Raw genomic sequence first — 26509 nt, 5'->3', positions numbered from 1 at the left:
ATCCCATATGAAGAAATGAGGCCGGTTCCGACACACGATTCACCACCACGTCACCATCCCAGCCGTCCCGCTAACGCGGATCTTCCCGCCAGGGGGAAGAAGGCGCGCGGCCTACCCACCCCTCCCAATAAACCCGCCCGATTGCCGTGCCCACAGCCCCGCATAAATCCCTCCCCGTGCCAGCAACTCTTCATGCATGCCCTCCTCCACGATCCGCCCATGGTCCATCACGATCAGCCGGTCGAGCTGGGCGATGGTGGAGAGGCGGTGGGCGATGGCGATGACGGTCTTGCCTTCCATCAGGCGGCGCAAATTCTCCTGGATCGACGCCTCCACCTCTGAATCGAGCGCCGAGGTCGCCTCGTCGAGGATGAGGATCGGCGCGTTCTTGAGGATCGCGCGGGCGATGGCGATGCGCTGACGCTGTCCACCGGAGAGCTTCACCCCGCGCTCGCCGACAAAGGCTTCCAGCGCCTTGCGCCCCTTGAAATCCTCCAGCGACGCGATGAATTCCTCCGCTTCCGCTTGGCGCGCGGCGGCGAGCAGTTCCTCTTCCGTCGCATCGCTGCGCGCAATCAGGATATTGTCCCTGAGCGAGCGGTGCAGCAGCGCGGTCTCCTGGCTCACCACCGCGAAGGCCTGCCGCAGCGAGACCTGGGTGACGTCGCGTATGTCCTGCCCGTCGATGAGGATGCGGCCCTTTTCCACATCAAACAGCCGCAGGATCAGATTGATCAGCGTCGTCTTGCCCGCCCCCGAATGTCCCACAAGGCCGACGCGCTCGCCCCCCTTGATGGAGAGGCTGATATCGTCGAGCACCCCGCCCTCCTTGCCATAATGGAAGGTGACGTGCTCCACCTTGATCGCGCCCTTTTTCACCTTCAGCGGCTTTGCGCCCGGCCGGTCCTCCAGCCCCAGCGGCGCGGCGACGAGGCGCATGGAGTTCTCGATCACGCCCAGCTCCCGCAGCATGCCGTTGAGGCGGTTCATCAATTGCTGCAGCAGCATGTTGAGCCGCAGCACCAGCCCGAGCGTGAAGGAAAGCTCCCCGACCGTCATAAGGTTTTGCGTCCACAGATCGATGGAGAACGCCGCCACGGCCACGATCATAAGGCCCGAAAGCGCCGTCAGCGCCACGCGCACGCCCGTCAGGGAACGGTAGAACGGCAAGAGGATGCCGAGATAGCGATCGAACCCTTCGCGCAAATAGGCTTCGTCCGCATCGGGCGTATTGAGCTTGATCGTCTGGATGTTGGAATAGCTGTCGACAATGCGGCCATTGATCATGGAGCCTGCTTCGGACGCCGCCTCGGAATGCCGACGGATCACCGGCAGATAATGGCGCGCGATGAGCCCGAACGCCGCGATCCACAGCATGACGATGGCCGCCAGCCGCCAGTCGAGGCGACCGATCAACACCAGCGTCGTGACGCTGTAGATCAGCATGAACCAGACGGTCTGGATGAAATCGAGAATGAAATCGCCCGCCGCCTGCCCCGCCTGCCACACCTTGGTGGCGATGCGCCCCGCGAAATCGTTCTGGAAGAAGGCATAGGACTGGCGCAGCACATGCGCATTGGCCTGCCAGCGGATCAGATTGTAAAAACCTGACGTCAGCGTCTGCCAGTCGAGAAGCGTGTTCAGCATGGTGACGGCGAGGCGGATGAAGAGGACCGTCACCGCCATGAAAATGAGTTCCGGACCGGCCTTGGCGACGAGCGCATCCCAGCTCCGGTCGGGCGTCTCGTTCAGAAGATCGACCAGCCGCCCCATGAAATAGAACAGCCCCGCCTCCACCAGCGGCATCAGCCCGCCGACGACAAGCGCCAGCGCCAGCGGCCCTTTCGCCTGCCGGCCATAATGCCACAGGAACCGGATGATCGTGCCGGGCGGACGGAGATCGTCCGTCTTGCGGAAAGGATCGACCCAGCGCTCGAAAAGGCGGTAAATGGCGTTCATACCCAATAATTTAAGGGAATAAGGGAGTAAGGGAATAGGGGAGTATGGTTGTCGTGTCAGAAACGCAGGTGCCTCTATGTCCCCCGCTGTCCTCCTGAGCTTGGCGAAGGGCTGGCCGGACGCGCGCCTTCCCTCCCCCTTGCGGGGGTCCGAAGGACGGGCGAGACCCGTGGCTCGCCCCGGCAAGTGGCCCGAAGGGTCGGGTGGGGGTGGTGACGCGTACGCTACATTCTTCGAAGCAAGCGCAAACGTCACCACCCCCATCCGTCCGCTAACGCGGCCACCTTCCCCGCAAGGGGGAAGGAGGGTGCGAACCCGGCCAGCTCTTCGACAAGCTCAGGAGGACGGAGGAGAGCGCCGTACGGCGCCAGCAAAACAAAATTTGCCGCCTATTCCGCCGCCGCCTCCCCCTGCGCCTCATCGTCAAACCCCAGGAACCCGCCCGACTGCCTTGCCCAAAGCCCGGCATAAATTCCGCCCTTGGCGATAAGCGCCTCATGGGTGCCGTCCTCCACGATGCGGCCTTTGTCCATCACGATCAGCCGGTCGAGCGCGGCGATGGTGGAGAGACGGTGCGCGATGGCGATGACGGTCTTGCCCTCCATCAGGCGATAGAGATTGTCCTGGATCGCCGCTTCCACCTCGGAATCGAGCGCGGAGGTCGCCTCGTCGAGAATGAGAATGGGCGCGTCCTTCAGGATCACCCGGGCGATGGCGATGCGCTGGCGCTGGCCGCCCGAGAGCTTAACGCCCCGCTCGCCCACATGCGCGTCGAAGCCGCGGCGTCCCTTCGGATCGGTCAGCGACTGGATGAAATCGCCCGCCTCCGCGCGCTTCACCGCCTCCAGCATCATCTCCTCCGTGGCATCGGGACGGCCATAGAGAATGTTGTCGCGCACGGAGCGGTGGAGGAGCGAGGTGTCCTGCGTCACCATGGCGATATTGGCGCGCAAGGAATCCTGCGTCACCTTGGCAATATCCTGCCCGTCGATGAGGATGCGCCCGCCCTCCACATCGTAGAACCGCAGCAGCAAATTGACGAGCGTCGACTTGCCCGCGCCCGAGCGCCCGACAAGACCCACCTTCTCACCCGGCTTGATCGTCAGCGACAGATCGTCCATCACGCCCTTGTCCTTGCCGTAATGGAAGCGGACGTGGTCATAGACGATCTCGCCCTTGTTGACATGGAGCGCGGGGGCGCCCGGCGCGTCGGTGATGAGATGCGGCTGGGCGATCGTGCTCATGCCGTCCTCCACCGTGCCGATATTCTCGAACAGCGCCGACATTTCCCACATGATCCATTGCGACATGCCGTTAAGCCGGATCACCAGGCCGATGCCGACAGCAACCGCGCCTATGGCCACAGCCTCGCCCAGCCACAGCGCGATGCCGACAGCACCGACCGCGAACAGCAACAGGCAGTTCATGAAATAGAGCGAGAAGGAGAACTTCGTCACCAGCCGCATTTGCTTGTTGACGGTATCCTGAAAATCCTCGAGGCTCTCGCGGGCATAGTCTTCCTCCCGTCTGGAATGGGAGAAGAGCTTGACCGTGGCGATATTGGTGTAGCTGTCGACGATCCGGCCCGTCATGCTCGAGCGCGCATTCGCCTGCTCCTCGGAGATGACGCGCAGGCGCGGGATGAAAAAGCGTAAGAGCCCGATATAGCTGAGCAGCCACAGCACGAACGGCACCATCAGCCGCCAGTCCGCCGAGGCGGCGATGATGAGTGTGCCGCTGAAATAGACGATGACATAGACGAGCACGTCGAGCAGCTTCATCGCCGTCTCGCGCACGGCCAGCGCCGTCTGCATCAGCTTGGTCGAGACGCGCCCGGCGAACTCGTCCTGGAAAAAGGCCATCGACTGGCGGATCAGATAGCGGTGGATCATCCAGCGCACGCGCATCGGGAAGTTGCCGAGCAGGGTCTGGTGGATGACGAGGTTGTGCAGGAGCACCACGCCCGGCAGCAGGACCAGCACCACGCCCGCAATCAGCGCCAGCCGCCAGCCTTCATTGGCAAGGAACGTCTCGCGCGACTGGTGCGAGAGCCAGTCGACGATATTGCCCATGAATGCGAACAGCGACACTTCAAGAACGGCAATCGCCGCCGCCCCCAGCGCCATCAGCCCGAGCCACAGCCGCATGCCCCTGGTGTAATAGAGGCAGAACGCAAGGAGCGTGCGCGGCGGCGTTTCAAGCGCAGCCTCGGGATAGGCGTATATTCTGTCTTCGAACCAGCGGAACATGACGAAACCTCAAATATCGGGCCTCGGCATAGCCAATTCCGTTGAACTTGGCGAGTGTTTGTGCCCGAATTGGCCCGCGCATTGCTCTTTTGTGACGGATGCATCACAGTGTCGTTCACTGATTGGAGGCAGGCTTATGGCTGCGAATGAACTCGTCCAGGCCCGTGTTCGACCGAAAAGCTGCGGGCAGAGACTTCAGTGCAGATGATCGAGCGCAGACGGGTTAGCGCCCTCCCTCCCCCTTGCGGGGGTCCGAAGGACGGGCGAGACCCGTGGCTCGCCCCGGCAAGTGGCCCGAAGGGTCGGGTGGGGGTGGTGACGTTTGCGCTACGGTCTTCGAAGCAAGCGCAAACGTCACCACCCCCATCCGTCCGCTAACGCGGCCACCTTCCCCGCAAGGGGGAAGGTGGCCGCGAACCTGTCGCCAACGCTGTTTGGCCCCATCTTCAATTAACGTCCCACAACACCGCCATGCCCCTCCACATCGCCCTTTACCAGCCCGACATCCCTGGCAACACAGGCACCATCCTGCGCATGGCGGCCTGCCTTGGCATAGCCGTAGACGTGATCGAGCCCGCCGGCTTTGACATTTCCGACCGGGCATTGAAACGCGCCGGGATGGATTATCTGGAGCAGGCTGCCCTCACCCGCCATCTCGACTGGGCGCATTTCGAGGATTGGCGCAAGCGCGAAAACCGCCGTCTGGTGTTGTTCTCCACCAAGGCCGCCGAACCCTACACGCGCTTCGCCTTCAAGCCCGGCGATGTGCTGCTGTTCGGTCGCGAATCCTCCGGGGTCCCCGACCATGTGCATGAAAGCGCCGACGCGCGGCTGCTGATCCCCATGGTAAAAAACGCCCGCTCCCTCAACCTTGCGCTGACGGCGGCGATGGCGGCGGGAGAGGCGCTGCGGCAGCTTGACCAGCGGGAAGAGAGGCTTGAAGGACTCCTGGCGGATATCACGCCCGGCAATCTTCACGAAGAAGTGGACTTCGGCGCTCCAGTCGGAAAGGAAGCGCTCTAAGGCAAGTCGCGATCCGATTGCGCGCCGCGCCTTACGTCCTCAAAAGAAATATGAGAGCATTTTAATTTTTGATGGAAACGATCGCGTATTCTTCGCCGTTGGGGCAGCACAGCTGTTGAGGCATGGATTCCTGTGACAAGCACAGGAATGACGGATGCTTGGCTGTTGGCGGCCATACTCCGACCTCTCCGCTTGGCAAGAGCGGCCCTCAATAGCGCAGAAATATCCCCACCCCGTCATTCCTGTGCTTGTCACAGGAATCCATGCCTCGACCGCTCCGCTACAGCAACGGTGCCAAATAGCATCCAAGTGCTTCCATCAAACATGAACGGCTCTAATCCGCCGTCGGCAGCCGCCGCATGGTAAACTCGATCACGTCGTCCGGGCGTTCGCACCAGCTTTCGATCTCGGTCCAATAGGCGGCTTTGGGGAACTGGGTGAACCATTCGCGCGCTTTTTCGCGGGCATCGTGGCGCGGCAGGGTGAATGTCTCGCGGATGAAGCCGTCGCGCGGCAGGCGCTCCTTCTGGGCGCGGCTTTCCCGCAGGCGCTTGCGCAGGCCGTTGAGCGGCGGGCGGGGCAGATTGGCAACCATGGCGAACCCTTGACTAACCCTTCCTAGATTGAGCCTAGCGTGGAAAAACCCGAAATACGAGTCATTTATGCGCAGGCGCGGTTAACCCTGCCGGCCTTTATCCCTTTGCCGCATATCGATTATTTTGTTAGAAAGTCATAAAAAAGGATATAATTTCCAATGCAGCGTCCCGATATTCCCGCCATCCTTCCCCCCAACCTCGAAGAGAAGAAAGCCATCGCCAAGGCGTGGTTCGAGGAACTGCGCGACAAGATATGCGCGACCTTCGAGCAGATCGAGGACGAGCTCGAAGGCCCGCTTTCCGACCGCGAGCCCGGCCGTTTTGTGCGCACGCCCTGGCAGCGCGACGAGGGCAAGGGCGGCGGCGTGATGTCGATGATGTATGGCCGAGTCTTCGAGAAGGTCGGCGTCCATGTCTCGACCGTGTTCGGCGAATTCAGCCCCGAATTCCGTTCGCAAATTCCCGGCGCGGACGAAGACCCGCGCTTCTGGGCGTCAGGCATTTCGCTCATCGCCCATCCGCAGAACCCCAACGTCCCCGCCGTGCATATGAACACGCGCATGGTCGTCACCACGCGCCAATGGTTCGGCGGCGGCGCGGATCTGACCCCCGTGCTCGACCGGCGCCGGACGCAGGAAGACCCTGATAGCATCGCCTTCCACAAGGCATTCAAGCTCGTCTGCGACCGCCACGCCCATGTCGCCGATTACGACAAGCTGAAGCAATGGTGCGACGAATATTTCTTCCTGGCCCACCGCAACGAGCCGCGCGGCATCGGCGGCATTTTCTTCGACTGGCTGCATTCGCCCGAGGAAGCCGGCGGCTGGGACGCCGATTTCGCCTTCACCCGCGATGTCGGGCGCGGCTTCCTGGTGATGTATCCGCATATCGTGCGGCAGAACTTCAACCTCGACTGGACGGCGGAAGACCGGCACGAACAGCTCGTCCGCCGCGGCCGCTATGTCGAGTTCAACCTGCTCTATGACCGCGGCACGATCTTCGGTCTGAAGACCGGCGGCAATGTCGATGCGATTCTCTCATCGATGCCGCCAGCGGTGAAGTGGCCGTAACCAGCTGGCTTTCAGTGAAAATCCTGGTAGGACAGCGCCTCGCCTGTCCTGCCGGACATTTCCCAGGATAATTCCTCTCTTGTGAGGTCGATTGAGCCTGTGCAAGTGTAGCGCGGAACGGGCGATAAGAGGGGAAACGCAGTGGCAACCACGGATAAGATTGAAGGACTACAGGTAGCGCGAGCTCTCGCAGCCATCTCTGTTATGATTTGGCATTCCAACCTGATGATCGACTGGATACCGAACGACCAGAAATTCCCGCTGCCTTTCTTCTCCAGATATGGATATGGCGGCGTGTGGCTGTTCTTCCTCATCAGCGGCTTCATCATTGCCAAATCATTGTCGTCGCCAAGCTTCAGCCCCGGCGTCTTCATGACTCGCAGGATTTTGCGCATTTATCCGCTTTATATCATCGCAACGCTGGCGGCGCTCGTACTGCAAATCTGGGGCGGGATAATGTTTCACCGGCCCGACCCCTCATGGCAATTTATTGCCGCCTCTCTGTTCATCCTCCCGATGCCTGCGCCAAACGCACCTTTTTATCAGGTGGGGTGGACGCTTGAGCACGAAATTGTCTTTTATCTGCTGGCGGTCGCTATCTTTGCGTTTTCCCGCCGTTTGGAACTTATCGTCGCAGCATTGCTGGCCTTCGGGTTGTACGGACTGCTTAAGGGAGAAAAAGCGCACTTCCTCCTGCATCTGACCAGCCCTTATCAACTTCTGTTTGCCGCCGGCATGCTGCTGTTCCTCGTCAGGGAACCGCTGCGGCGCGCCGGAAGCCTGTTTCCCATGGCTGTCTTCCTCGTATCTGCCTATGTCCTGGCTACAAATTGGTCCCTCAGTCAGATCGAGCGGCTGGCTTTAGATACGCTTGCAAGCACAACGCTGTGTCTGGCGCTTATCAACTTCAAGTTCGAGCGGCTCCCGAAACTGCCTGCAAAGGCATGGCGGGCCATGGTCTATCTGGGTGAAATCTCGTTCAGCATTTATCTGGTTCACTGGTTCGTATTCCGTTTGGTCTGGCGCGCCAACGTGCTGCTAAGACCCGCGCTGGACGATCACGCTGAGCTGGTGCGGTGGACCGGCATTATTCTTTCCATCATCGCCTCCATCCTCGTTTATCGATGGATCGAAAAACCGATGATGAGATTAGGAAGGGCTACCGCTTCCCCTCAGATCAAAGCGCAAATCGCAGCCTGACGTCGGGTGGGGGTTACCCCTATCCCGCGTCCCCAATGCGGAGCCTTCCCTCCCCAAATGAAAGGAGCCGGGTCGCCCCGGCCCCTCTCTTCACCTGTTATTCGCCTGCGCCCGCACATTCAGCCGCCCCTGCATCGAGATGCGATAGGGGCCGCCCGCGCGGGATTCGATCAGCCGTTTTCGTCGCAATTGCTGGAACACGGCCATGGTGCAGTCGCTGAGCACATAGCCCTCGCGGGTGTAGCATTCGATTTCGGTGATGCGTCCGTCTTCGCGCCAATGGCGGATATAGCCGCCCTGCGCCAGCACGTGCAGCACGCGCTGTTCAATGCGTGAGATATTCATCGTTGTTAATGCCTGGATGGAAACCATGACAAGCATCGGCACGCGCGGACAGGAAACGCCTGCCCACGGCCAATGCTGTTTCCGCTCCTGAACGTGACCGAAGAGAACGCCGTCAGCGTCGCTCAACGCGGCAATCGTTCGGAACGATCAGAGGCTTCCCACAATCTGAGACATCAACAATTCCTCTATTGGAGGCAGGAAAGGCGCCGAAAAGGCTCCCTTCGCTTATCTAAAAGCCTCGCCGCCGGAAGTCAAACGCCTTCACGCCTTCGGCTGGTTGCGCAACGTCTCCGCCTCGGCATAGAATTTCTTTTCCCACGCATTGTGGTTGTCCAGCCCCTCCTTGATGAAGGGGGTGAAGATGGCGAGGTTCATCAGGCACCAATTGACGAAACGCGCCGGAAATTTCAGCGGCTTGACGAAATCGACGAACAGCACCACGCGCGTCTTGTCCGTGTGGTTCCACGCCTCGTGCTCATAGGCATCATCGAAGATCAGCACCTTGCCCTCCTGCCAATGGCAGACCTGCCTGTCGACGCGAATGGCAAGCTGGTCGTTCGGCTCCGGCACGATCAGCCCCAGATGCAGCCGCAGCACACCGTTATAGGGTCCGCGATGCGGCGGCAGGTGCTTGCCCGGCTCGAAGATCGAGAACATCGCCGTCGTCAGGCCGGGTATCTTGTTGACGATGCGCCAGGTTTCCGGGCACGCCTTGATGGCCTGCTCCGATCTCACGCCGAAGCCGAGCAGGAAGAAGGTCTTCCAGCTGTTGTCGGAGGAGATCGTCTTCACATCGGTCGAGATGTCATGAAAGGAGGGCAGCTCGCTCTGCCGTTCCAGCACCTTGTCCAATTCGCGGCGAATGAGCGGCCATTCCTTTTCGATGTCAGCCGCCCAGGGAAAGGTCGCGACGTCATAAACCGGCGGATTGCCGAGCTTGGCATATTTCAGGTTGAGCCGTTCGGCCCAGGCGACGATGGCCATGAAGAAGCGGGTGATCCGGCTTGGCCGCTCCATGGGCGCGATGCCCTCGGTAACCAATTTCTGCTCCGGATTGGTTAAGATCGGCGCATTGAGGCTGGTCATTTTCATATACTCCATACAGGAAAACCTCGCCCGCATGAAGTATAGACCAAAATCGAAGAGTCTAATAAGGTTAATTGTTCATTTTATCGCGATCAACTTTGCTTAAGAGCGCCTCACGCTCAAGTTTAAACCCGGACTCGATCCATAAACTTTCAAGCGACCGCAGCGTTTCTCCAAGCCCCGGCCCCTTTTCGACCCCCAGCGCCAGCAGATCGCCGCCCGTCACCGGAAACACCGGCGCCTCATACCCATCCACCGCCTCCAGCAGACGCGAAAAACCGCCGGCGCGGATCATCGCCTTGTCGCTACCGATGGCTTCTGCCCGCGCCGCCGCATAGGCCAGCTGGATGCGGTCGCGCACCGCGTGCCTGTTCCCGCGATAGATCGTCTTCTTCAGCGCCTGTTCGGAAAGGTCCGGCTCCACCGCGCCCGCCCGCGCCCAGGCCTCCAGCCGCGCCCGCTCGGCATTGGACATTTTGAGCCGCGCGCCCAGCGCCTCCATGCGCTCGGCATCGGGCGGCACGATGCTCATCAGCCGCAGAAGCGGGTCAGCCGGCCAGCCCAGATTCTGCTCCGCGCGCACCAGGCCATGAATGGCGTCGATGCCCCATTTCTCGCTTTCGGGCAGGATAAGGGTCAGAATCCCCGTCTGCCGCATCCACAAGAGCGCGCGCGACGGATCGGGCGCAGAGAGGAGCTTCTTCATCTCCTCCCAAACCCGCTCTTTGGAGAGGCTCGTCAACCCCTCCTTCAGCCGGTTGCAGGCTTTCAGCCCCTCCGTTTCCGGCCGCCCCGAGCCATACCAGGCAAAAAAGCGGAAGAAGCGCAGAATACGCAGATAATCCTCGCGGATGCGCGTCTCCGCATCGCCGATGAAGCGCAGTGTCCGTGTCTCGATATCCCTAAGGCCGTCGCCTGCGGGGTCGAGAACGGTGCCATCCGCCCTTGCGTAAAGCGCGTTGATGGTGAAGTCGCGGCGCTCCGCATCCGCCTTCCAGTCGCGGCCGAAGGCGACCTTGGCGCGGCGTCCATCGGTCTCCACATCGGCGCGCAGCGTCGTCACCTCATAGGCCTTGCCCGCGGCCACGACAGTCACGGTCCCATGATCGATCCCGGTCGGCACCGCCTTAAAGCCGAGCGCGGCGGCCCGCCGCGCGGTTTCGTCAGGCAAGGTGGTGGTGGCGATGTCGATATCGCCGACTTTCTCGCCCATCAGCGTGTTGCGCACCGCCCCGCCGACAACCCGCGCCTCCTCCGCGCCCTCGCAAAGCGCAGCCAGCAGCGCCTGCAGATGTTTGTTGGCCAGCCATGGCGCGCGGTTGGCGATGGAAATGGTGTCGTTCATGCATTCACCTTGATTGGAAATGTCGGCGCGGCGGTATCCCCTTTGCCCTGCCGGGCCGGGCGCGCGCCCTCCCTCCCCCTTGCGGGGAGGGTGGCCCGAAGGGTCGGGTGGGGGTGGTGACGTTTACACCACGATCTCCAGCAAAAGCGCAAGCGTCACCACCCCCATCCGCCCGCTAACGCGGTGTTCGTCGCTGGAAAAGCCAAATCGTTGGCTTTTCCTCGGCCTTTGGCCGAACACTCCTCAATCCCCGCAAGGGGGAAGGAGGGCCTGCCTCGCGCCGCCATCAAAACACATCCCCCCTCACCTCATCCATCTCCATCACCGGAAACACCACCCCTCCCGACCGCACAACGAACATCAACCGCCCATCCATCTCCATTTCCTCCCCCAACTCCACCAGATCATACATGACAGGCCGCGCCAGCAAGGCTTCGAGCCGCCCGCGCACCTTCAGATACGGCTTCAACCCGCCATTCCCCTCTGCGATCTCGAAGCGCAGCGGGTGCTCCGGCCCGGCCTCCACCACATCACCCACATTGGTGCGAAAGGTCAGCGTCTGAGTCGCGCCTTCTCCCGTAACGCTCATCTCGACGGCGAGAAACGGCGCGTCCTCCACCCGAATGCCGACTTTTTCCACAGGCGTGACGAGGTAAGTCCGCCCGTCCTCATCCTTGCGCAGAATGGTGGAGAACAGCCGCACCAGCGGCTGGCGGCCAATCGGCGTGCCCATGTAGAACCATGTGCCATCGGCGCGGATTTCCATGTCGATATCGCCGCAGAAATCGGGATTCCACCTCTCCACCGGCGGCAGCCCCTTTTCGCCCGCCTCGGCGCGCGCGCGGGCAATGAGCGCTTCCAGCCCGGAAACCTCTCCGCCGTCCGATTGAGAATGGCCCTGGCCCGTTTTCATGCGACTCCAATTATCCATCGATCATTAAGGATACGCCATCAAATAGTCACCGTCTCACGGCTTGTCAGCAGATCACAGTCGTTTAACTTGTTGCGAAGACGATGATGCGCGTCAGCGCCCTCCCTCCCCCTTGCGGGGAGGGTGGCCCGAAGGGTCGGGTGGGGGTGGTAAAGGCAGCGCGCTACAATTACTGGTGAGCGATAATCGTCACCACCCCCATCCGCCCGCTAACGCGGGCACCTTCCCCGCAAGGGGGAAGGAGGGCGCCCTGCCCGTAAGCGCGGTCGGATGATGGGTATGCTTGGCGGCACGATTGAGAGGGAAAATATGAGCGTTATCGAAAAGGCAGGCACAATCGACCCCAAGGCTCTCGTCGCCGAGGCCGAGCGCGCGCTGGCTGACATCGCCAAAATCCGCGCCGCCGTGGGCACGGTGATCTTCGGCCAGGAAAGCGTGGTCGAGCGCACGCTGGTGGCGCTGCTGGCGGGCGGGCATGCGCTGCTGGTCGGCCTTCCCGGTCTTGCCAAGACCAAGCTGGTGGAGACGCTGGGCACGGTGCTGGGCCTCGATGACCGCCGCATCCAGTTCACCCCCGATCTGATGCCCTCAGACATCATCGGCTCGGAAGTCATGGAGCAGGATGCCGATGGCCGCCGCTCCTTCCGCTATATTAAAGGCCCGATCTTCGCCCAGCTTCTGATGGCTGATGAGATCAACCGCGCCTCCCCCCGCACCCAGTCCGCGCTTTTGCAGGCGATGCAGGAATATCATGTGACGGTCGCGGGCGAGCGCCACGATCTGCCCTCCCCCTTCCACGTGCTGGCGACGCAGAACCCGCTGGAGCAGGAAGGCACTTATCCGCTGCCCGAGGCGCAGCTCGACCGCTTCCTGATGCAGATCGACATCTTCTATCCGGAACTCGAGGCCGAGCGGCGCATTCTCTTGGAAACCACCGGTATTTCGGAGGCGAGGGCGAGCACCGTCATCAGTGCCGCCAGATTGAAGGAAATGCAGACGCTCATCCGCCGCATGCCGGTTTCGGAAACGGTCGTGGATGCGATTCTGAAGCTGGTGCGCTCCGCCCGCCCCGGCGCGGGCAATCCGGAAGCCGACCGGCACATCGCCTGGGGCCCCGGCCCGCGCGCGAGCCAGGCGATGATGCTCTGCGCCCGCGCCCGCGCGCTTTACGATGGCCGCCTCGCCCCGTCGGTGGATGATGTGAAGGCGCTGGCCGAGCCCGTGCTCCAGCACCGCATGGCGCTGACCTTCGCCGCCCGCGCCGATGGCATGAATGTCCGCGACGTCATCGGCAATCTTGTGAAGGCAGCCATTTGATGGCGGCGCTCGGGCGAGAGGTTGAGCCGGTCGCCACCCGCGACGCGCTTGCCCGGGCCAGGCAGCGCGCCGCGCTGGTCCCTGACCTGCTGGTCGAGGCCCGGCGCGTCGCCAACACCGCCGTTACCGGCTGGCATGGCCGGCGGCGGCGCGGCATGGGCGAAAATTTCTGGCAGTTCCGCCCCTATACCCAGGGCGAGGCGCTGTCACGCATCGACTGGCGGCGCTCCGCCCGCGACGACCATACCTATGTGCGCGACCGTGAATGGGAAGCGGCGCATACGGTCTGGCTCTGGGCCGACCCTTCCGCCTCCATGCTCTACCACTCCAGCCACACGGATGTTTCCAAGGAGTGGCGCTCGCTGATCGTCACGCTGGCGCTGGCGGAGCTTCTGTCCCGCGGCGGCGAGCGCATCGCCTTTCCCGGTGTCATCGATCCCTTCTCTGCCCGCAACGGCGCGGAACGGCTGGCGACGGCGCTCGCCCATTCCGCCAATCTCGCCCCTCTGCCTGATGTCGGCAATGTCAGGCGCTTCTCCGATGTCGTCCTCGTCAGCGATTTTCTCCACCCGGTCGATGACACGCTGGTGCTGCTCGACCGCTTAGCGCGGCGCGGCGCCCATGCCCATCTCATCGAGATCGCCGATCCCGCGGAAGAAGCTTTTCCCTATTCCGGCCGCACCGAATTCCGCGACCCCGAGACCGGCGAACGGATCACAGCGGGCCGGGCGGAATCCTATGCCGAGGAATACCGGCGGCTTTACCTCGCCCGCCGCGAGACGCTCGCCGCCTTCTGCCGCAGGCTTGGCTGGAGCTACACCGTCAACCGCACCGACCGTCCAGCGTCCGAAGCGCTGATGCGGGTGCATATGCATATGGGCGGAGGCGCGGCATGAACGCGCTCCCCCTCGCCTTCGGCGCGCCGGCCATCCTTGCCGGGCTCATCGCCCTGCCGGTGATCTGGTGGCTTCTGCGCATGACGCCGCCACCGCCGCAACGCGAAGTGTTTCCGCCGCTCAAGATCCTCGCCCATGTGCTGAAGAGCGAGGAGACGCCCAATCGCAGCCCATGGTGGCTGACGCTGCTGCGTCTCCTTATCGCCGCGCTGGCCATTCTGGCGTTGAGCCAGCCCATATGGAACCCGCGTCCCGCCACGCTGTCAGGCAGCGCGCCCGTCGCCGTCGCCATCGACAATGGCTGGGCCTCGGCGAAGGATTGGGCCGAGCGCCAAGGCGCGGCGGAGCGCCTGATCAGCGACGCGGAGCGCTCGGGCGCGCCGATCTATCTCATCGGCACGGCGGAGCGGCCCAATGCCGAAATCGGCCCGTTCGATGCGGCGGGTGCGCGCGAACGCCTGCAGGCGTTGCAGCCCCGCCCCATCCCGGTCGACCGCGCCGAAGCGTTCAAGCGCCTCGCCGCGGCGATTGCCGTAACGCCGGGTACGCGCGTCGCTTATTTGAATGACGGCATCGAAACGTCCGACGCGGAAGCCGCCGTCCAGCAGCTCGATGGCAGCGGCGCGGCCTCCATGCTCTGGTACAAGCCGGACACGGGGGATCTCGCAGGTATCGTCTCGGTCGAAAATGGCGCCGACGCCCTCACCGTCAACGCCGTGCGCCCCGCCGGTTCCACCGCGCCGATGCGCGCCACCGTCGCCGCGCTCGACGCCAAGGGCCGTAACATCGCCGAAGCGCCGCTTGTCTTCGCGCCCGGAGAAACCACGGCGCGGGCCCGCCTCCAGGCCCCCATCGAACTGCGCAATGATTTCGCCAGCCTGCGCATCGAAGGGGCCGGGCAAGCCGCCGCGACGCATCTTCTCGACGACAATTCCAAGCGCCGCCGCGTGGCGCTCCTTTCGGGCACGGAGGCCGATGTCGCCGCCGCCCAGCCGCTGCTGTCGCCGCTCTATTACATCTCCCGCGCGCTCCAGCCCTATGCCGATCTGATCGAGCCGCGTACCACCGACTTGAGCGAGGCGGTGCCGGAGCTTCTCGACCAGAAGCCGTCCGTGCTCATCATGGCCGATATCGGCAAGCTGCCGCAGGCCGCCGAAGAGCGGATCGCCGACTGGGTGTCGAAAGGCGGAACATTGATCCGTTTCGCCGGGCCGAAGCTTGCGGGGGCGAGCAGCGACGATTCCCTGCTGCCGGTGACCTTGCGGCGCGGCGAGCGCTCGCTGGGCGGCACGCTGTCATGGTCGCAGCCGCAACCCCTCGCCGCCTTCCCGGCAACGGGTCCCTTCGCCGGCCTCCCGACGCCCAAGGATGTCACCGTTACCAGACAAGTGCTGGCCGAGCCCTCACCGGACCTGTTTCAGAAAACCTGGGCGAGCCTCGCCGACGGAACCCCGCTCATAACAGGCGAAACGCGCGATCAGGGCCGCATCGTGCTTTTCCACGTCGCGCCCGATGCCGCATGGTCCAACCTGCCGATCAGCGGCACCTTCGTCGAAATGCTGCGCCGTCTCGTCGTCCTCTCGCGCGGCGCGGTGGGGGCCGAAAGCGGCGCCGCCAATGCCTCGCTGCCGCCCTATCTGGTGCTGGCGGCGGATGGCGCGATGACACCGCCAACACCAGAGGTAAAGCCCCTCGCCGTCAGCGCCGATGCCACACCTGAGGTCACCTACGACAACCCGCCCGGCTTCTATGGCTCAGAGAACGCGCTCCATGCGCTGAACCTACTTGGGCCGAAATCGGAACTGACGCCCTTGACGGAGCCGAAGCTCTCCTTGCCCCTGACCACCACGGCCTATGCCGCCGATACCTCGATCCCACTGCGCGGCCCGCTCTTCGCCGCCGCCGCGCTCCTGCTGGCGCTCGATACGCTGCTGATGCTCTGGCTCGGCGGCCATCTACGCCTGCGTCAGCGCAACGCAGCCGTACTCGGCGTTACGCTCTTGCTGCTCCTGCCTGCCGTACCCTTCGTTACGGCTTTACCTGCATTGGCGCAGGAACAGGTGCATAATGACGAGAAGCCCGGCGACAAGGCGATGATATCAGCGGTCTCCTCCACTCACCTCGCCTATATCGTCACCGGCGACAAGGCGGTGGACGATATAGCCAAGGCCGGGCTCGAAGGGCTGACGCAATTCCTCCGGGAGAAGACCGCGCTCGACCCCGGCGAGCCCATCGGCGTCGACCCCGCGCGGGACGAGCTTGCCTTCTACCCGCTCATCTACTGGCCGGTGGAGGCGAGCGCGCAGATGCCGGGCGAGGCGGCGATTGCCCGCGTCGATGCCTATATGCAGAACGGCGGCACCGTGCTTTTCGACACGCGCGACGAGCTTGCGGCCGGCGCCGTACCCGGCGGTACGACGCCCAACGGCCAGCGCCTGCGCGCCATCCTCGACGGTATGAACGTGCCGCCGCTGGAGCAGGTGCCTGATGACCATGTCCTGACGAAATCCTTCTACATCATGCCCGACTTCCCCGGCCGTTATCGCGGCAGCCCGCTCTGGGTGGAAGCCTCGCCCGACAGCGAGAAGCGGGAGGATCGCCCCGTGCGCGTCGGCGACGGCGTCAGCCCCATCCTCATCACCGCCAACGATCTCGCCGGTGCATGGGCGGTGGACGCGCAAGGCATGCCGCTGCTCCCCACCGTGCCGAACGACCCCATGCAGCGCGCCTATGCGCTGCGCGGCGGCGTCAACATCGTGATGTACATGCTGACCGGCAATTATAAATCCGACCAGGTGCATGTGCCCGCCCTGCTCGAGCGGCTGGGAAACTAACTTATGCATACGTCCCTCGATTTTCAGCCGCTGTTTTCGTGGATCACCCTCGCGGCGATTCTGGCGCCGCTGGCGCTGCTGGTGGTGGCCGGACTCGCGCTCCGCAGCCGGGGTGCCACCCTCCGTCTCCTCGCGCTCGCCGCGCTGGCGCTCGCCCTCGTCAATCCCGTCATCGTCAATGAGGAGCGCGAGCCGCTGAAAAGCGTCGTAACCGTCGTTGTCGACCGAAGTCAGAGCCAGAATTTGGGCAATAGGCAGGCGGATACCACCGGGACTCTGGCGAAAGTTCGGCAAGAACTCGGCAATTTCCCGCAATTCGACGTCCGCGTGGTCGAGGCCGGGGGTTCCGGCAGCACCTCCACCCGCCTGTTCCAGGCGCTGGGCGGAGCCCTCCGCGACGTGCCTCCGTCCCGCGTCGGCGGCGCGATTCTGATCACTGACGGGCAGGTTCATGATATTCCGGCCAATGTCGCCGGCCTCGGCTTCAACGCCCCGCTCCATGCCCTGATCACCGGCACGCCTGACGAGTTCGACCGCCGTATCCGCTTCGTCAACGCGCCGCGCTTCGGCATCGCCGCCAAGCCGCTGGAGCTGACCTACACCGTCACCGACGAAGGCAAATCAGAGGCGGCGAGCGGAACCGCGCGTGTCGAAATTCTTGTGAACGGCCAAGCGGTTAGCGAGGAGAACGCCACTGTCGGTGCTGAAATGAAGGCCGAGATCACCCTGCCCCGCGCCGGCGTCAATATCGTCGAGATCAGGACCGACACCCTCCCCGGCGAGGTGACCGGCGCCAACAACCGCGCGGTGGCGAAGATCGACGGCATCCGCGATAATCTGAAAGTGCTGCTCGTCTCCGGCGAGCCGCACAATGGCGAGCGCACCTGGCGCAACCTCCTAAAATCCGACGCCTCGGTCGATCTCGTCCATTTCACCATTCTGCGCCCGCCGGAAAAGCAGGACGGCACGCCGATCCACGAATTGTCGCTGATCGCCTTCCCGACGCGCGAGCTGTTTGTCGAGAAGATCGAGGATTTCGACCTGATCATTCTCGACCGCTATCAGCATCGCGACGTTATGCCGTTGATTTATTACGATTTTATCAGCCAATACGTGGAAAATGGCGGCGCGCTTCTCATCGCCGCCGGCTCCGAATATGCCGGTGACCAGTCGATCGCGCAGACCCCGCTGGTCAGCACGCTGCCGGCGATGCCGACCGGCGAGGTCACCGAGAAGGCGTTTTATCCGCGCCTGACCGATCTCGGCAAACGCCATCCGGTAACACGCGGCCTCGAAGGCGGAGCGGACGAGCCGCCGCACTGGAGCCGCTGGTTCCGCATCGTCGGCATCGACCAGCCCCAAGGCCAGGTGATCATGAGCGGCGCGGACAACAAGCCGCTTCTGGTCCTGAACCGCGTCGGCCAGGGCCGCGTCGGCATGTTCCTCTCCGACCAGGGCTGGCTCTGGGCGCGCGGCTTCGAAGGCGGCGGCCCCTATGCCGCGCTCTACCGCCGCATCGCCCACTGGCTGATGAAGGAGCCGGAACTGGAGGAGGAGCAACTGACCGCCGACGACAGCGGCAGCACGCTGCAGATCCGCCGCCAGACCTTAGGCGACAATCCCGGCAAGGCGAGCGTCGTCACGCCGTCAGGCAAAACCGTCGAGGTGGACTTGACCCAATCCGCGCCGGGCATCTTCACCGGCACGCTGGAAACGGGCGAAATCGGCCTGTTCCAGGTCGCCAATGGCGATTTGAGCACCCTCGCCCATGTCGGCCCCGTGGACGCACCCGAATTCGCCGACAGCGTCTCGACCATGGCCAAGCTGGAGCCGCTGGCGTCGGAGACCGGCGGCAGCGTGCGGCGGCTGCGGCCGGAGGCGGGGCAGACGAGCATCGATGTCCCCAGCATCATCGCCATACGCGGATCAGGCGCGGCGAGCGGCGCAAACTGGATCGGCCTGCGCGAAACCGGCGACACCGCCCTGAAAAGCGTAAACCGCCTGCCGCTCTTCTCCGGCTTCCTGGCCCTCGCCGCCATGCTGCTGGTGCTGGGCGGGATGTGGTATCGCGAGGGGCGGTGATTTTCTTCCCTCCCCCTTGCGGGGGTCCGAAGGACGGGCCGAGACGCGTGGCTCGGCCCCGCCAAGTGGCCCGAAGAGTCGGGTGGGTGGGGGGGTGACGTTTGCGCTACATTCTTCGAAGCAAGTGCAAACGTCACCACCCCCATCCGCCCGCTAACGCGGGGTTCGTCGCTGGAAAAGCCAAATCGTTGGCTTTTCCTCGGCCTTCGGCCGAACGCTCCTCAATCCCCGCAAGGGGGAAGGAGGGCGCGAGCCTTTACACCCTATCCCTATGCTTCACCGCCCCCGCCACCTTCTCCAGCGCGCGCGGATAAAGCTCGCACGCCAGCAGCCGACCCGGATCGACGGGCGCGGGCATCAGGATCTTCCCCGGCTCGACCTTGTGAAAGCCGAACGGCCCGTAATAAGGCTCGTCGCCGACGAGCACCACCAGTCTATGCCCCGCCACCCGCGCCGCTTCCATCGTCATGCGCATCAGCGCGCGGCCGATGCCGCGGCTTTTCCATTCCGGTCTGACCGCAAGGGGGCCGAGCAGCAGGGCGGGCGTCGTGCCCACCACCACATGGGTCATGCGCACGGAGCCGATGACGATGCCGCCATGCAGGGCGACGAAGGACAGCGCGCGGTCATGTGGCCCGCCCTCACGGATGCGATAGGCGGCGCGCACGAAACGCCCCGGCCCGAAAGCCTCGGCATTGATGGCTTCGATTTCAGGATTATGCGCAGGGTCTTCCTGCGCGTAGGTCAGTTCAAGGGGCTGCATGGCAACAAACGCAATTGGAGAAATCGGGGGCGGCTCGGCGCGAATTCAGGAAATGTGAAGCGGTTTCCGTTCGAATTCGCGTGCAAAGACGCGGGACAGGTGCGACAGCGCTTTTCCAAGCGCCGGTCCGGTTCATCGTCGGATGAAGAGCATCCCTGTCAAAACATCTCTCCCAAATGCGGGCCATTCCGGCCCATTGGATCGTTCGGCTCCCTAGCACCAAAAGACGCCAGCGTAAATAAAATAAATCGCAGCTGGTTGCCGAAGCGTTTCCACCCGGCCCATCCTCCGGCAGTGCGTCCGTTGCAGTTTTATCACACCATTCCCCGCCTTTCGCATCACCGCCCCCATGCTTGACGCACATCAAACGTCGCTCCTGCCCTCGGGATCATGGTGCACAGCGTCAATGATCAACGACCAAGGAGAGAGGATCATGAAAGAGTGGAATGGCATGGCGCGGGGGCTGGCAGCGGCGGCGGCGCTTTTCCTTGCCGGGGAGGCCCAAGCGGCGGACGCGGTGACGGCTGCCCCGGAAGCCCCGCAGGCGGAAGCGCCGGCGGCACTGAGCCCGTGGCAGTTCCGTCTGCGCGCGCTGGGCGTCGTCACCAATGACAGCGGCAGCGTCGATCAGATTCCGGGCTCCGACCTCTCCTATTCGGACACGATCGTGCCGGAGCTCGACATCACCTATTATTTCACCGACAATCTGGCGGCTGAACTCATCCTCGGCACCACCAAGGCCAATGTGAACGGCGAAGGCGCCATCGGCGGGCTCGGCAAGATCGGCGAAGTCTGGGTGCTGCCGCCCACGCTGACGCTGCAATACCATTTCACCAATTTCGGCGCGTTCAAGCCCTATGTCGGCGCGGGCGTGAACTACACGATCTTCTATAATCAGGACGGCAACGGCGCGCTGCGCGACCTCGACGTCGAGAACAGCTTCGGCGCGGCGCTGCAAGTCGGCTTCGATTACATGATCGACCAGCACTGGGGTGTGAATTTCGACGTGAAGAAGCTGTTCCTGAAGCCCGACTTCGAGGCAACGTTGGCCGATGGCACGGCGATTTCCGGGGAGGCCAAGCTCGATCCATGGCTGATCGGCGCGGGTGTGACGTATCGGTTTTAAGGGCTAATGAATGTCGGCGGGACAGTACCCCCCTCTGTCCTGCCGGACATCTCCCCCTCAAGGGGGGAGATTGGCCTTCATCGAGGACGGCACCCAATCCTGCAGCGTTGGCGATTGGTGAAGGCGGAACTGACAGCCAATCTCCCCCCTTGAGCGGGAGATGCCCGGCAGGGCAGAGGGGGGGTGTCACATGCACAAACGTTGAATCACCCTCGCAACAACCCCGCCCAACCGATTCAAACGACTCACCTTTTCACCACGTCTCCGGCAACGCCACGCCTTCAACTATCTCCTTAAGCCGCTGGCGTGTCGAGGCGGTCGTCCCCTCGGGCAGACGATCCAGCGCAAAGAACCCCGCTTCGGCTATTTCCCGGTCCGGCAGCTTCGGCGCGGTCTGCCGCCAGTTCCGGCAAACATAGAGCGCGACATGGTCGCGCCGCGATGCATGAGCGTTCATATAGAGCGCGAAAAGCTCCGCCGGGCCGGTCAATTCGATATTGCCCTCTTCGCTGAGTTCCTTGGCGAGCGCCTGCCCGAAGGTCTCGCCCGTCTCCACCCCGCCGCCCGGAAAATGCCAGCCCGGCACATAGGTGTGGCGGACGAGAAAGACCGTCCCCGCCTTTTCGTCCAGCACCACCGCGCGCACGCCCAGCGTCATCGGTCTTCTCAAGAGGAACCAGGTGTGGAACAGCCTGCGCCGCAGCCTCGCTATCATATCCGCCATTCCGGGCATTCCTTGCTTTTATCCGATATCAGAGGCTAAACCGTACGGCATGTTCAAGCTGGCCCACATATCCGACATCCATCTTTCCCCTCTGCCCGGCATCACTTACCGGCAGCTGATGTCCAAGCGTATCACCGGCTATGTCAACTGGCTGCGCCACCGGCGGAGCACGATGACGGGCGATGCGCTCGGCAATCTCACCGCCGCCATGCGGGTCGAGAATCCGGACCATATTGCCGTCACGGGCGATCTCGTCAATCTCGCGCTCGATCTGGAAATCGAGGCCGCACGGCTGTGGCTGGAGACGCTGGGCGATCCCGCCAACGTCTCGCTCGTCCCCGGAAATCACGACGCCTATGTGCCGGGCGCGCTCGACAAGGCCTGCCGCGCCTGGGAGCCGTGGATGCGCGGCGATGGCGTTGATAATCACGGTGAGCGGGTTGAGTTTCCCTATATGCGCGTGCGCGAGGGTGTGGCGCTGATCGGCGTCTCCTCGGCCCGCGCCACCGCGCCCTTCATGGCCAGCGGCGACTTCACCCGCCGTCAGGCCGTGCGGCTGGCAAGGATGCTGGACGAGGCGGGCAAGCGCGGCCTCTTCCGCGTTGTCCTGATCCATCACCCCCCGGTGCGCGGCGCGACACGCGCCCATAAAAGATTGTTCGGCATAGGCCGCTTCCAGAAGGTGATCCGCCGGCACGGCGCGGAACTGATCCTCCACGGCCATACCCACCTTGCCACCCGCTATGAGATCGACGGCCCATCAGGGCCGGTGCCTGTCATCTGCGTACCCTCCGCCTCTCAAGATTTCGGCGCCAAGCGGCCAGCGGCGCGGTTCAATCTGTTCAATATAGGGAAAAAGAACGACGGCTGGACCTGCCACTGGACCGAACGCGGGATCATCGATGCGAGCGGGCAGATTGTGACGATTGGGGAGCATGAGTTGAAGGTGAGCGCACCGCTGCTTCTGTCGGCGGATCGCGGTTAATCCAATAAACGGAAATCTCGGCGGGACAGCTCCCCCTCTGGGCTGCCGCCCATCTCCCCCGCAAGGGGGAGATTAGCCTTCATGGACGCGTAAAGCCAATCACATAGGTTGCAGAATAGAGAACCGTCATCGATGCCAGCCAATCCCCTTGCGGGGGAGATGGGCGGCAGCCCAGAGGGGGGGCGCTGTCCCGTCGACGGTCCCGGATGTTCTGTACAAACAGTCCGCTAAACCAGCCGCACCGACATCCCCCCATCGGCCAGCATCGGGCTTCCCGTCACGAAGCTCGCGCGGTCCGACAACAGGAACAGCGCCGCCTGCGCGATCTCCCTCGCCTCCGCCATGCGCTTCATCGGATGCAGATTGGCGACGAATTCCAGGAACTCTGGATTTCCATGCCCGGCGGCGGGCGTAATCGTCCCACCCGGCAGCAGCGCGTTGATACGAACGCCATCCGGCCCGTGATCTGACGCAAGCGACTGGGTGAAGCCGACGAGTCCCGCCTTCGATGCTGCATAGGCGCTCATGCCCGGCAGCCCGCCATTGCCGAACCCGACAAAGCTGGAAGTGAAGACGATCGAGCCCCTGCCCTGCTTCTTCATGACCGGTATCTGTGCCTTGGCGGCAAGGAATGCGCTCGTCAGGTTGATCGCGATGACATCGCTCCAATTGGCAAGCGTCATCTCGCCCACCGGCTGCATCTCGCCGACAATGCCCGCATTGTTGAACGCCCCGTCCAGCCCGCCGAACGTCTTCACCGCCATATCCACGAGGGCTGTGGCATAGCCCTCCTCGCGCACGTCGCCTGCCAGGAACACCGCCCTGCCCTCGCCGCCGCTGCGGTTGATCTCGCCCGCAAGCGCTTCCAGCTCCGCCGCCCGGCGCGCCCCAAGAACCACATTGGCCCCCTCCGCCGCAAACAGCAGCGCCGCCGCCGCGCCAATCCCGCTGCTCGCACCGGTAATGATGATCGATTTGTTTTTCAGTTCCATGACGTGATCTCCTGTCGGTTTGGAACAGGAGATCTACGGGCGGGCGACGAACCCAGCTATCTGGTTCTTGCGGTGAGAGTGGGTAACCATACAAGAAATCCGACGCTCTACGTCGCCCCCCTCTGCCCTGCCGGACATCTCCCCCGCAAGGCGGGAGATTGAGCCTTCATCAGGGCTGGCATCAATCGCAAACGCTGAAAAGTGAGCGGTGGAAGCCGTATCAGCCAATCTCCCCCTTGCGGGGGAGATGCCCGGCAGGGCAGAGGGGGGCGCTGTCCCGCCGACACTAAACATCAATCAAAGGACGGGCAGCCCCGCCTCAAACCACCATCCCGATGCGGTCCTTCAGCACCACCAGCAGCAGGCCGCAGGCTGCGAGGGCGCCTATGAGGAACCAGACGAACCCCGTCACAAAGCCGGTCCACCGGCTGCGCTTGGGTGGCTCCGCCAGCGCCGCCGCCTGCGCGGAAACCGGCGCAGGCGCTTCCGCAGCGGCGCTGTCTGCCACGGGTCTCCCGGCGCGCAAATCCAGGCGCTCGCCTTCCATGAGCCGCTCCCGCTCGACGATGCGCTCGGCGATATAGACGGTGACGGCATCCGAAATGGGTTTGATCTCGGTCGACTCAGCCATGACCACGCGCCCCACCCGCGTGTCGCGCACGAAACGATAGGTGCGCCGGTCGCGGCCCATCATCACATGCGCGGTCGCGTCGATCCAGAGGCGCGGCTGCAGGCCAGTCGAAAGCGCGAAGTCCCACTGCCAGTCATCGGCGGGCACCTCGTCGAATACCGGCTGGAGATCCTGCGCCAGGAGTTCCAGCCGGATGCGGTCGGCTTCCTTCATATCGACGACCACATCGCCACGGTCGGCGGAAGCGATCTTCGCCGTGCGGATCGCATCCGACAGGCGGCGCACGGCGGCGCCGGGTGAACTGGCCTTATCGCTCGTCTCGCTCATAGCATGTCCGCAGTAACGTGCACGTTAAGGGGACATTAACCGAGAGAAGGGAATAAGCAAATAGCTGCCTACTCCCTTACTCCCTACTCCCTTAAGCCACAATCCTGTTCGCCGCCGCGATGATCGCCTCCAGCGACGCCGTCACGATGTTGTCATTGACGCCGACGCCGAAGATTTTCCCGCCCGGATGCGCGATTTCCATATAGCAGATAGCCGAAGCGTCGGACCCCTGCCCTAGGGAATGCTCGGAATAATCGACGACCGAGAGCTTGATCCCGAGATAATGCGAGAGGGCATCGACGAAGCCGTCGATGGGACCGGTGCCGTGGCCCTCGATCCGCTTCGTCACCCCGCCGTCGAAAATCTCGGCGGCCATGATCCGGCGGCCCTTGCGCTCGGGATCGGGATAGGTGTGGTGATCGACGAATTTCAGCCGTGCATCGGGCTGCGTCACATAGATCTTCTGGAATTCGTCATGGATGCGCTTCGAGGGCAGTTCCCTGCCTTCGTCGTCGGTGATCCTCTGGATCACGTCGCGGAATTCCACCTGCAGATTGCGCGGCAGGTTGAGGCCGTAATCCGCCTGCAGGATATAGGCGATGCCGCCCTTGCCCGATTGCGAGTTGATGCGGATGATCGCCTCATAGGAACGCCCCACATCCTGCGGATCGATGGGGAGATAAGGCACCTCCCACAGAGGCTTGTTGGCTTGGCGGATCGCCTTCATCCCCTTGTTGATCGCGTCCTGGTGCGAGCCGGAGAAGGCGGTATAGACCAGTTCGCCCACATAAGGGTGCCGCTCGGGGATGCGCAGCTGGTTCGAATATTCGTAGACGTCCTTCATCCTGACGATGTCGGAGCAGTCCAGTTCCGGATCGATCCCTTGCGTGAACATGTTGAGCGCCAGCGTCACCACATCGACATTGCCGGTGCGCTCGCCATTGCCGAACAGCGTGCCCTCCACCCGGTCCGCGCCCGCCATCAGGCCGAGTTCGGTGGCGGCGATGCCGGTGCCGCGGTCGTTATGCGGGTGGAGCGAGATGATCAGGTTTTCGCGATTGTCGAGATTGCGGCACATCCATTCGATCTGGTCGGCATAGATGTTCGGCGTCGCCATCTCCACCGTCGATGGCAGATTGACGATGAGCTTGTTCTCAGGCGTGGGCTTGATGATCTCGGTGACGGCGTTGCAGATCTCCAGCGCCACTTCCAGCTCGGTGCCCGTAAAACTCTCCGGCGAATATTCGAAGCGGTAGCCTCCCCCCGCCTTCGCCGCCATGTCGGTGATCATCTTGGCGGCATCCGTGGCGATCTGCTTGATGCCAGCCACATCCTTGCCGAACACGACGCGGCGCTGCAACTCGCTGGTGGAATTGTAGAAGTGGATGATCGGGCGATGCGCCCCTTCGAGCGCCTCGAAGGTGCGGGTGATCAGCTCGGGGCGGCATTGCACCAGCACCTGCAGCGAGACATCGCTGGGCACGCCGCCCTCCTCCACGCACCAGCGCGCAAAGTCGAAATCCGTCTGCGAGGCGGAGGGAAAACCGATCTCGATTTCCTTGAAGCCCATGTCGAGGAGCAATTGGAACATGCGCGCCTTGCGGTCATGCCCCATCGGGTCGATCAGCGCCTGGTTCCCGTCGCGCAAATCGACGGAGCACCAGATCGGCGCTTTCTCGATGCGCTTGCCGGGCCATGTGCGGTCGGGCAGGTCAACCGCCGGATAGGGCTGATATTTGGTCGCGGCGATGGGCATTCCCTTGAAGCTGGAAGAAGCTTTGGTCTCATTCATGGCTGTTCTCGTTTCTGCGGGCCGCGCAGCATACCGGCGGCTTATGACCGGATGGCGACGGCATGATCTCTACGGATGTCGATTGAGGGCAAGGAGCAGGGGCCTGGCGGGACCATTCGACCGCCGGACGCTCCTTAACGAGCCCGACGGTCGCCGATAAGGCCAAGAAGAAGCGAGAGTGGCAAGGCGCGCACATTCGCATCCGTGGAAACGGAGCGGGCAGAGACAGCGATGGC

General features: G+C 63.2%; 20 protein-coding genes and 1 pseudogene. 9 read left to right on the top strand and 12 right to left on the bottom strand.

Annotated features, from left to right (window positions below; genetic code table 11):
* Positions 1 to 111 precede the first annotated feature (111 nt).
* Together ACOWVG_RS12670 and ACOWVG_RS12665 are read right to left on the bottom strand one after the other, a co-directional pair.
* Entirely contained in the window at positions 112 to 1959 is a 1848-nt protein-coding gene (locus ACOWVG_RS12670) for an ABC transporter ATP-binding protein (RefSeq protein WP_420962589.1), read from the bottom strand.
* A gap of 389 nt (positions 1960 to 2348) precedes the next feature.
* Positions 2349 to 4208: an ABC transporter ATP-binding protein gene (locus ACOWVG_RS12665; RefSeq protein ID WP_420962588.1), complete on the bottom strand. Its 1860-nt coding sequence runs from the start codon at positions 4206 to 4208 to the stop codon at positions 2349 to 2351.
* Positions 4209 to 4679: 471 nt separating this feature from the next.
* Here ACOWVG_RS12665 and ACOWVG_RS12660 point away from each other — a divergent pair.
* A pseudogene (locus ACOWVG_RS12660) lies at positions 4680 to 5153 on the top strand (tRNA (cytidine(34)-2'-O)-methyltransferase); the annotation flags it as partial.
* Between the two features lie 412 nt (positions 5154 to 5565).
* Here the strand turns inward: ACOWVG_RS12660 and ACOWVG_RS12655 are convergent.
* Positions 5566 to 5826, bottom strand: a complete 261-nt coding sequence (locus ACOWVG_RS12655; RefSeq protein WP_420962587.1) for a hypothetical protein — start codon at positions 5824 to 5826, stop codon at positions 5566 to 5568.
* Between the two features lie 159 nt (positions 5827 to 5985).
* On the opposite strand from ACOWVG_RS12655, the gene hemF reads away from it, so the two are divergent.
* A complete protein-coding gene (gene hemF, locus ACOWVG_RS12650) occupies positions 5986 to 6897 on the top strand; it encodes an oxygen-dependent coproporphyrinogen oxidase (protein ID WP_420962586.1) in 912 nt (303 codons plus the stop codon).
* 141 nt (positions 6898 to 7038) lie between these two features.
* Positions 7039 to 8097 (top strand): acyltransferase family protein, encoded by a 1059-nt coding sequence (locus tag ACOWVG_RS12645; protein WP_420962585.1) that lies wholly within the window; start codon positions 7039 to 7041, stop codon positions 8095 to 8097.
* A gap of 90 nt (positions 8098 to 8187) precedes the next feature.
* Here the strand turns inward: ACOWVG_RS12645 and ACOWVG_RS12640 are convergent, their stop codons facing one another.
* From ACOWVG_RS12640 to ACOWVG_RS12625, 4 genes are all read right to left on the bottom strand, one after another.
* On the bottom strand, positions 8188 to 8442 hold the full coding sequence (locus ACOWVG_RS12640; RefSeq protein WP_420962895.1) for a YjhX family toxin: 255 nt from the start codon (positions 8440 to 8442) through the stop codon (positions 8188 to 8190).
* 261 nt (positions 8443 to 8703) lie between these two features.
* Entirely contained in the window at positions 8704 to 9528 is an 825-nt protein-coding gene (locus ACOWVG_RS12635) for an aspartyl/asparaginyl beta-hydroxylase domain-containing protein (RefSeq protein ID WP_420962584.1), read from the bottom strand.
* A 70-nt stretch (positions 9529 to 9598) separates the two neighbouring features.
* Positions 9599 to 10873, bottom strand: a complete 1275-nt coding sequence (locus ACOWVG_RS12630) for a CCA tRNA nucleotidyltransferase (RefSeq protein ID WP_420962583.1) — start codon at positions 10871 to 10873, stop codon at positions 9599 to 9601.
* 286 nt (positions 10874 to 11159) lie between these two features.
* Positions 11160 to 11786 (bottom strand): DUF1285 domain-containing protein, encoded by a 627-nt coding sequence (locus tag ACOWVG_RS12625; RefSeq protein WP_420962582.1) that lies wholly within the window; start codon positions 11784 to 11786, stop codon positions 11160 to 11162.
* A 327-nt stretch (positions 11787 to 12113) separates the two neighbouring features.
* Here ACOWVG_RS12625 and ACOWVG_RS12620 point away from each other — a divergent pair, with 327 nt between their 5' ends.
* The 4 genes from ACOWVG_RS12620 to ACOWVG_RS12605 are packed head-to-tail and all read left to right on the top strand — an operon-like array spanning position 12114 to position 18933.
* Positions 12114 to 13121 carry an AAA family ATPase gene (locus ACOWVG_RS12620; protein ID WP_420962581.1) on the top strand — a complete coding sequence of 336 codons (1008 nt, stop codon included), beginning with the start codon at positions 12114 to 12116 and terminating at the stop codon, positions 13119 to 13121.
* On the top strand, positions 13121 to 14017 hold the full coding sequence (locus tag ACOWVG_RS12615; RefSeq protein WP_420962580.1) for a DUF58 domain-containing protein: 897 nt from the start codon (positions 13121 to 13123) through the stop codon (positions 14015 to 14017). Before ACOWVG_RS12620 ends, ACOWVG_RS12615 begins: the two co-directional genes overlap by 1 nt.
* Entirely contained in the window at positions 14014 to 16851 is a 2838-nt protein-coding gene (locus tag ACOWVG_RS12610) for a DUF4159 domain-containing protein (RefSeq protein WP_420962579.1), read from the top strand. The genes ACOWVG_RS12615 and ACOWVG_RS12610 overlap by 4 nt, the downstream gene beginning before the upstream one ends.
* Before the next feature lie 3 nt (positions 16852 to 16854).
* Positions 16855 to 18933 (top strand): hypothetical protein, encoded by a 2079-nt coding sequence (locus ACOWVG_RS12605; protein ID WP_420962578.1) that lies wholly within the window; start codon positions 16855 to 16857, stop codon positions 18931 to 18933.
* A gap of 256 nt (positions 18934 to 19189) precedes the next feature.
* Here ACOWVG_RS12605 and ACOWVG_RS12600 read toward each other — a convergent pair whose 3' ends face one another.
* Positions 19190 to 19696 carry a GNAT family N-acetyltransferase gene (locus ACOWVG_RS12600; RefSeq protein ID WP_420962577.1) on the bottom strand — a complete coding sequence of 169 codons (507 nt, stop codon included), beginning with the start codon at positions 19694 to 19696 and terminating at the stop codon, positions 19190 to 19192.
* 451 nt (positions 19697 to 20147) lie between these two features.
* Between ACOWVG_RS12600 and ACOWVG_RS12595 the strand changes: the two genes are divergently transcribed.
* Entirely contained in the window at positions 20148 to 20822 is a 675-nt protein-coding gene (locus ACOWVG_RS12595) for an OmpW/AlkL family protein (protein ID WP_420962894.1), read from the top strand.
* 253 nt (positions 20823 to 21075) lie between these two features.
* Here ACOWVG_RS12595 and ACOWVG_RS12590 read toward each other — a convergent pair whose 3' ends face one another.
* Complete coding sequence (locus ACOWVG_RS12590; protein ID WP_420962893.1) at positions 21076 to 21537, bottom strand: NUDIX domain-containing protein; 462 nt, start codon at positions 21535 to 21537, stop codon at positions 21076 to 21078.
* Positions 21538 to 21595: 58 nt separating this feature from the next.
* Between ACOWVG_RS12590 and ACOWVG_RS12585 the strand changes: the two genes are divergently transcribed.
* Complete coding sequence (locus ACOWVG_RS12585) at positions 21596 to 22531, top strand: metallophosphoesterase family protein (RefSeq protein ID WP_420962576.1); 936 nt, start codon at positions 21596 to 21598, stop codon at positions 22529 to 22531.
* 227 nt (positions 22532 to 22758) lie between these two features.
* Here ACOWVG_RS12585 and ACOWVG_RS12580 read toward each other — a convergent pair whose 3' ends face one another.
* From ACOWVG_RS12580 to leuA, 3 genes are all read right to left on the bottom strand, one after another.
* The gene (locus ACOWVG_RS12580; protein WP_420962575.1) at positions 22759 to 23523 is read right to left on the bottom strand and encodes an SDR family oxidoreductase; all 765 of its coding nucleotides are present in this window, start codon (positions 23521 to 23523) and stop codon (positions 22759 to 22761) included.
* A 319-nt stretch (positions 23524 to 23842) separates the two neighbouring features.
* Positions 23843 to 24481: a hypothetical protein gene (locus ACOWVG_RS12575; RefSeq protein WP_420962574.1), complete on the bottom strand. Its 639-nt coding sequence runs from the start codon at positions 24479 to 24481 to the stop codon at positions 23843 to 23845.
* A gap of 91 nt (positions 24482 to 24572) precedes the next feature.
* Positions 24573 to 26273: a 2-isopropylmalate synthase gene (gene leuA / locus ACOWVG_RS12570; RefSeq protein WP_420962573.1), complete on the bottom strand. Its 1701-nt coding sequence runs from the start codon at positions 26271 to 26273 to the stop codon at positions 24573 to 24575.
* Positions 26274 to 26509 lie beyond the last annotated feature (236 nt).

The organism is Brucella sp. IR073 (assembly GCF_049065735.1).
Lineage (GTDB): Bacteria > Pseudomonadota > Alphaproteobacteria > Rhizobiales > Rhizobiaceae > Paramesorhizobium.
The sequence above is the reverse complement of the archived record's forward strand: the minus strand, read 5'-3'. Positions and strand labels throughout refer to the sequence as shown.

Excerpts from the sequence above, each read along its gene's own strand:
- ACOWVG_RS12605 (WP_420962578.1), top strand. The coding sequence starts at position 16,855 with ATGCATACGTCCCTCGATTTTCAGCCGCTGTTTTCGTGGATCACCCTC.
- ACOWVG_RS12625 (WP_420962582.1), bottom strand. The coding sequence starts at position 11,786 with ATGAAAACGGGCCAGGGCCATTCTCAATCGGACGGCGGAGAGGTTTCC.
- ACOWVG_RS12640 (WP_420962895.1), bottom strand. The coding sequence starts at position 8,442 with ATGAATATCTCACGCATTGAACAGCGCGTGCTGCACGTGCTGGCGCAG.
- ACOWVG_RS12575 (WP_420962574.1), bottom strand. The coding sequence starts at position 24,481 with ATGAGCGAGACGAGCGATAAGGCCAGTTCACCCGGCGCCGCCGTGCGC.
- ACOWVG_RS12635 (WP_420962584.1), bottom strand. The coding sequence starts at position 9,528 with ATGACCAGCCTCAATGCGCCGATCTTAACCAATCCGGAGCAGAAATTG.
- ACOWVG_RS12600 (WP_420962577.1), bottom strand. The coding sequence starts at position 19,696 with ATGCAGCCCCTTGAACTGACCTACGCGCAGGAAGACCCTGCGCATAAT.
- ACOWVG_RS12665 (WP_420962588.1), bottom strand. The coding sequence starts at position 4,208 with ATGTTCCGCTGGTTCGAAGACAGAATATACGCCTATCCCGAGGCTGCG.
- ACOWVG_RS12590 (WP_420962893.1), bottom strand. The coding sequence starts at position 21,537 with ATGATAGCGAGGCTGCGGCGCAGGCTGTTCCACACCTGGTTCCTCTTG.
- ACOWVG_RS12620 (WP_420962581.1), top strand. The coding sequence starts at position 12,114 with ATGAGCGTTATCGAAAAGGCAGGCACAATCGACCCCAAGGCTCTCGTC.
- ACOWVG_RS12630 (WP_420962583.1), bottom strand. The coding sequence starts at position 10,873 with ATGAACGACACCATTTCCATCGCCAACCGCGCGCCATGGCTGGCCAAC.
- hemF (WP_420962586.1), top strand. The coding sequence starts at position 5,986 with ATGCAGCGTCCCGATATTCCCGCCATCCTTCCCCCCAACCTCGAAGAG.
- leuA (WP_420962573.1), bottom strand. The coding sequence starts at position 26,273 with ATGAATGAGACCAAAGCTTCTTCCAGCTTCAAGGGAATGCCCATCGCC.
- ACOWVG_RS12580 (WP_420962575.1), bottom strand. The coding sequence starts at position 23,523 with ATGGAACTGAAAAACAAATCGATCATCATTACCGGTGCGAGCAGCGGG.
- ACOWVG_RS12610 (WP_420962579.1), top strand. The coding sequence starts at position 14,014 with ATGAACGCGCTCCCCCTCGCCTTCGGCGCGCCGGCCATCCTTGCCGGG.
- ACOWVG_RS12615 (WP_420962580.1), top strand. The coding sequence starts at position 13,121 with ATGGCGGCGCTCGGGCGAGAGGTTGAGCCGGTCGCCACCCGCGACGCG.
- ACOWVG_RS12585 (WP_420962576.1), top strand. The coding sequence starts at position 21,596 with ATGTTCAAGCTGGCCCACATATCCGACATCCATCTTTCCCCTCTGCCC.
- ACOWVG_RS12670 (WP_420962589.1), bottom strand. The coding sequence starts at position 1,959 with ATGAACGCCATTTACCGCCTTTTCGAGCGCTGGGTCGATCCTTTCCGC.
- ACOWVG_RS12655 (WP_420962587.1), bottom strand. The coding sequence starts at position 5,826 with ATGGTTGCCAATCTGCCCCGCCCGCCGCTCAACGGCCTGCGCAAGCGC.
- ACOWVG_RS12595 (WP_420962894.1), top strand. The coding sequence starts at position 20,148 with ATGGCGCGGGGGCTGGCAGCGGCGGCGGCGCTTTTCCTTGCCGGGGAG.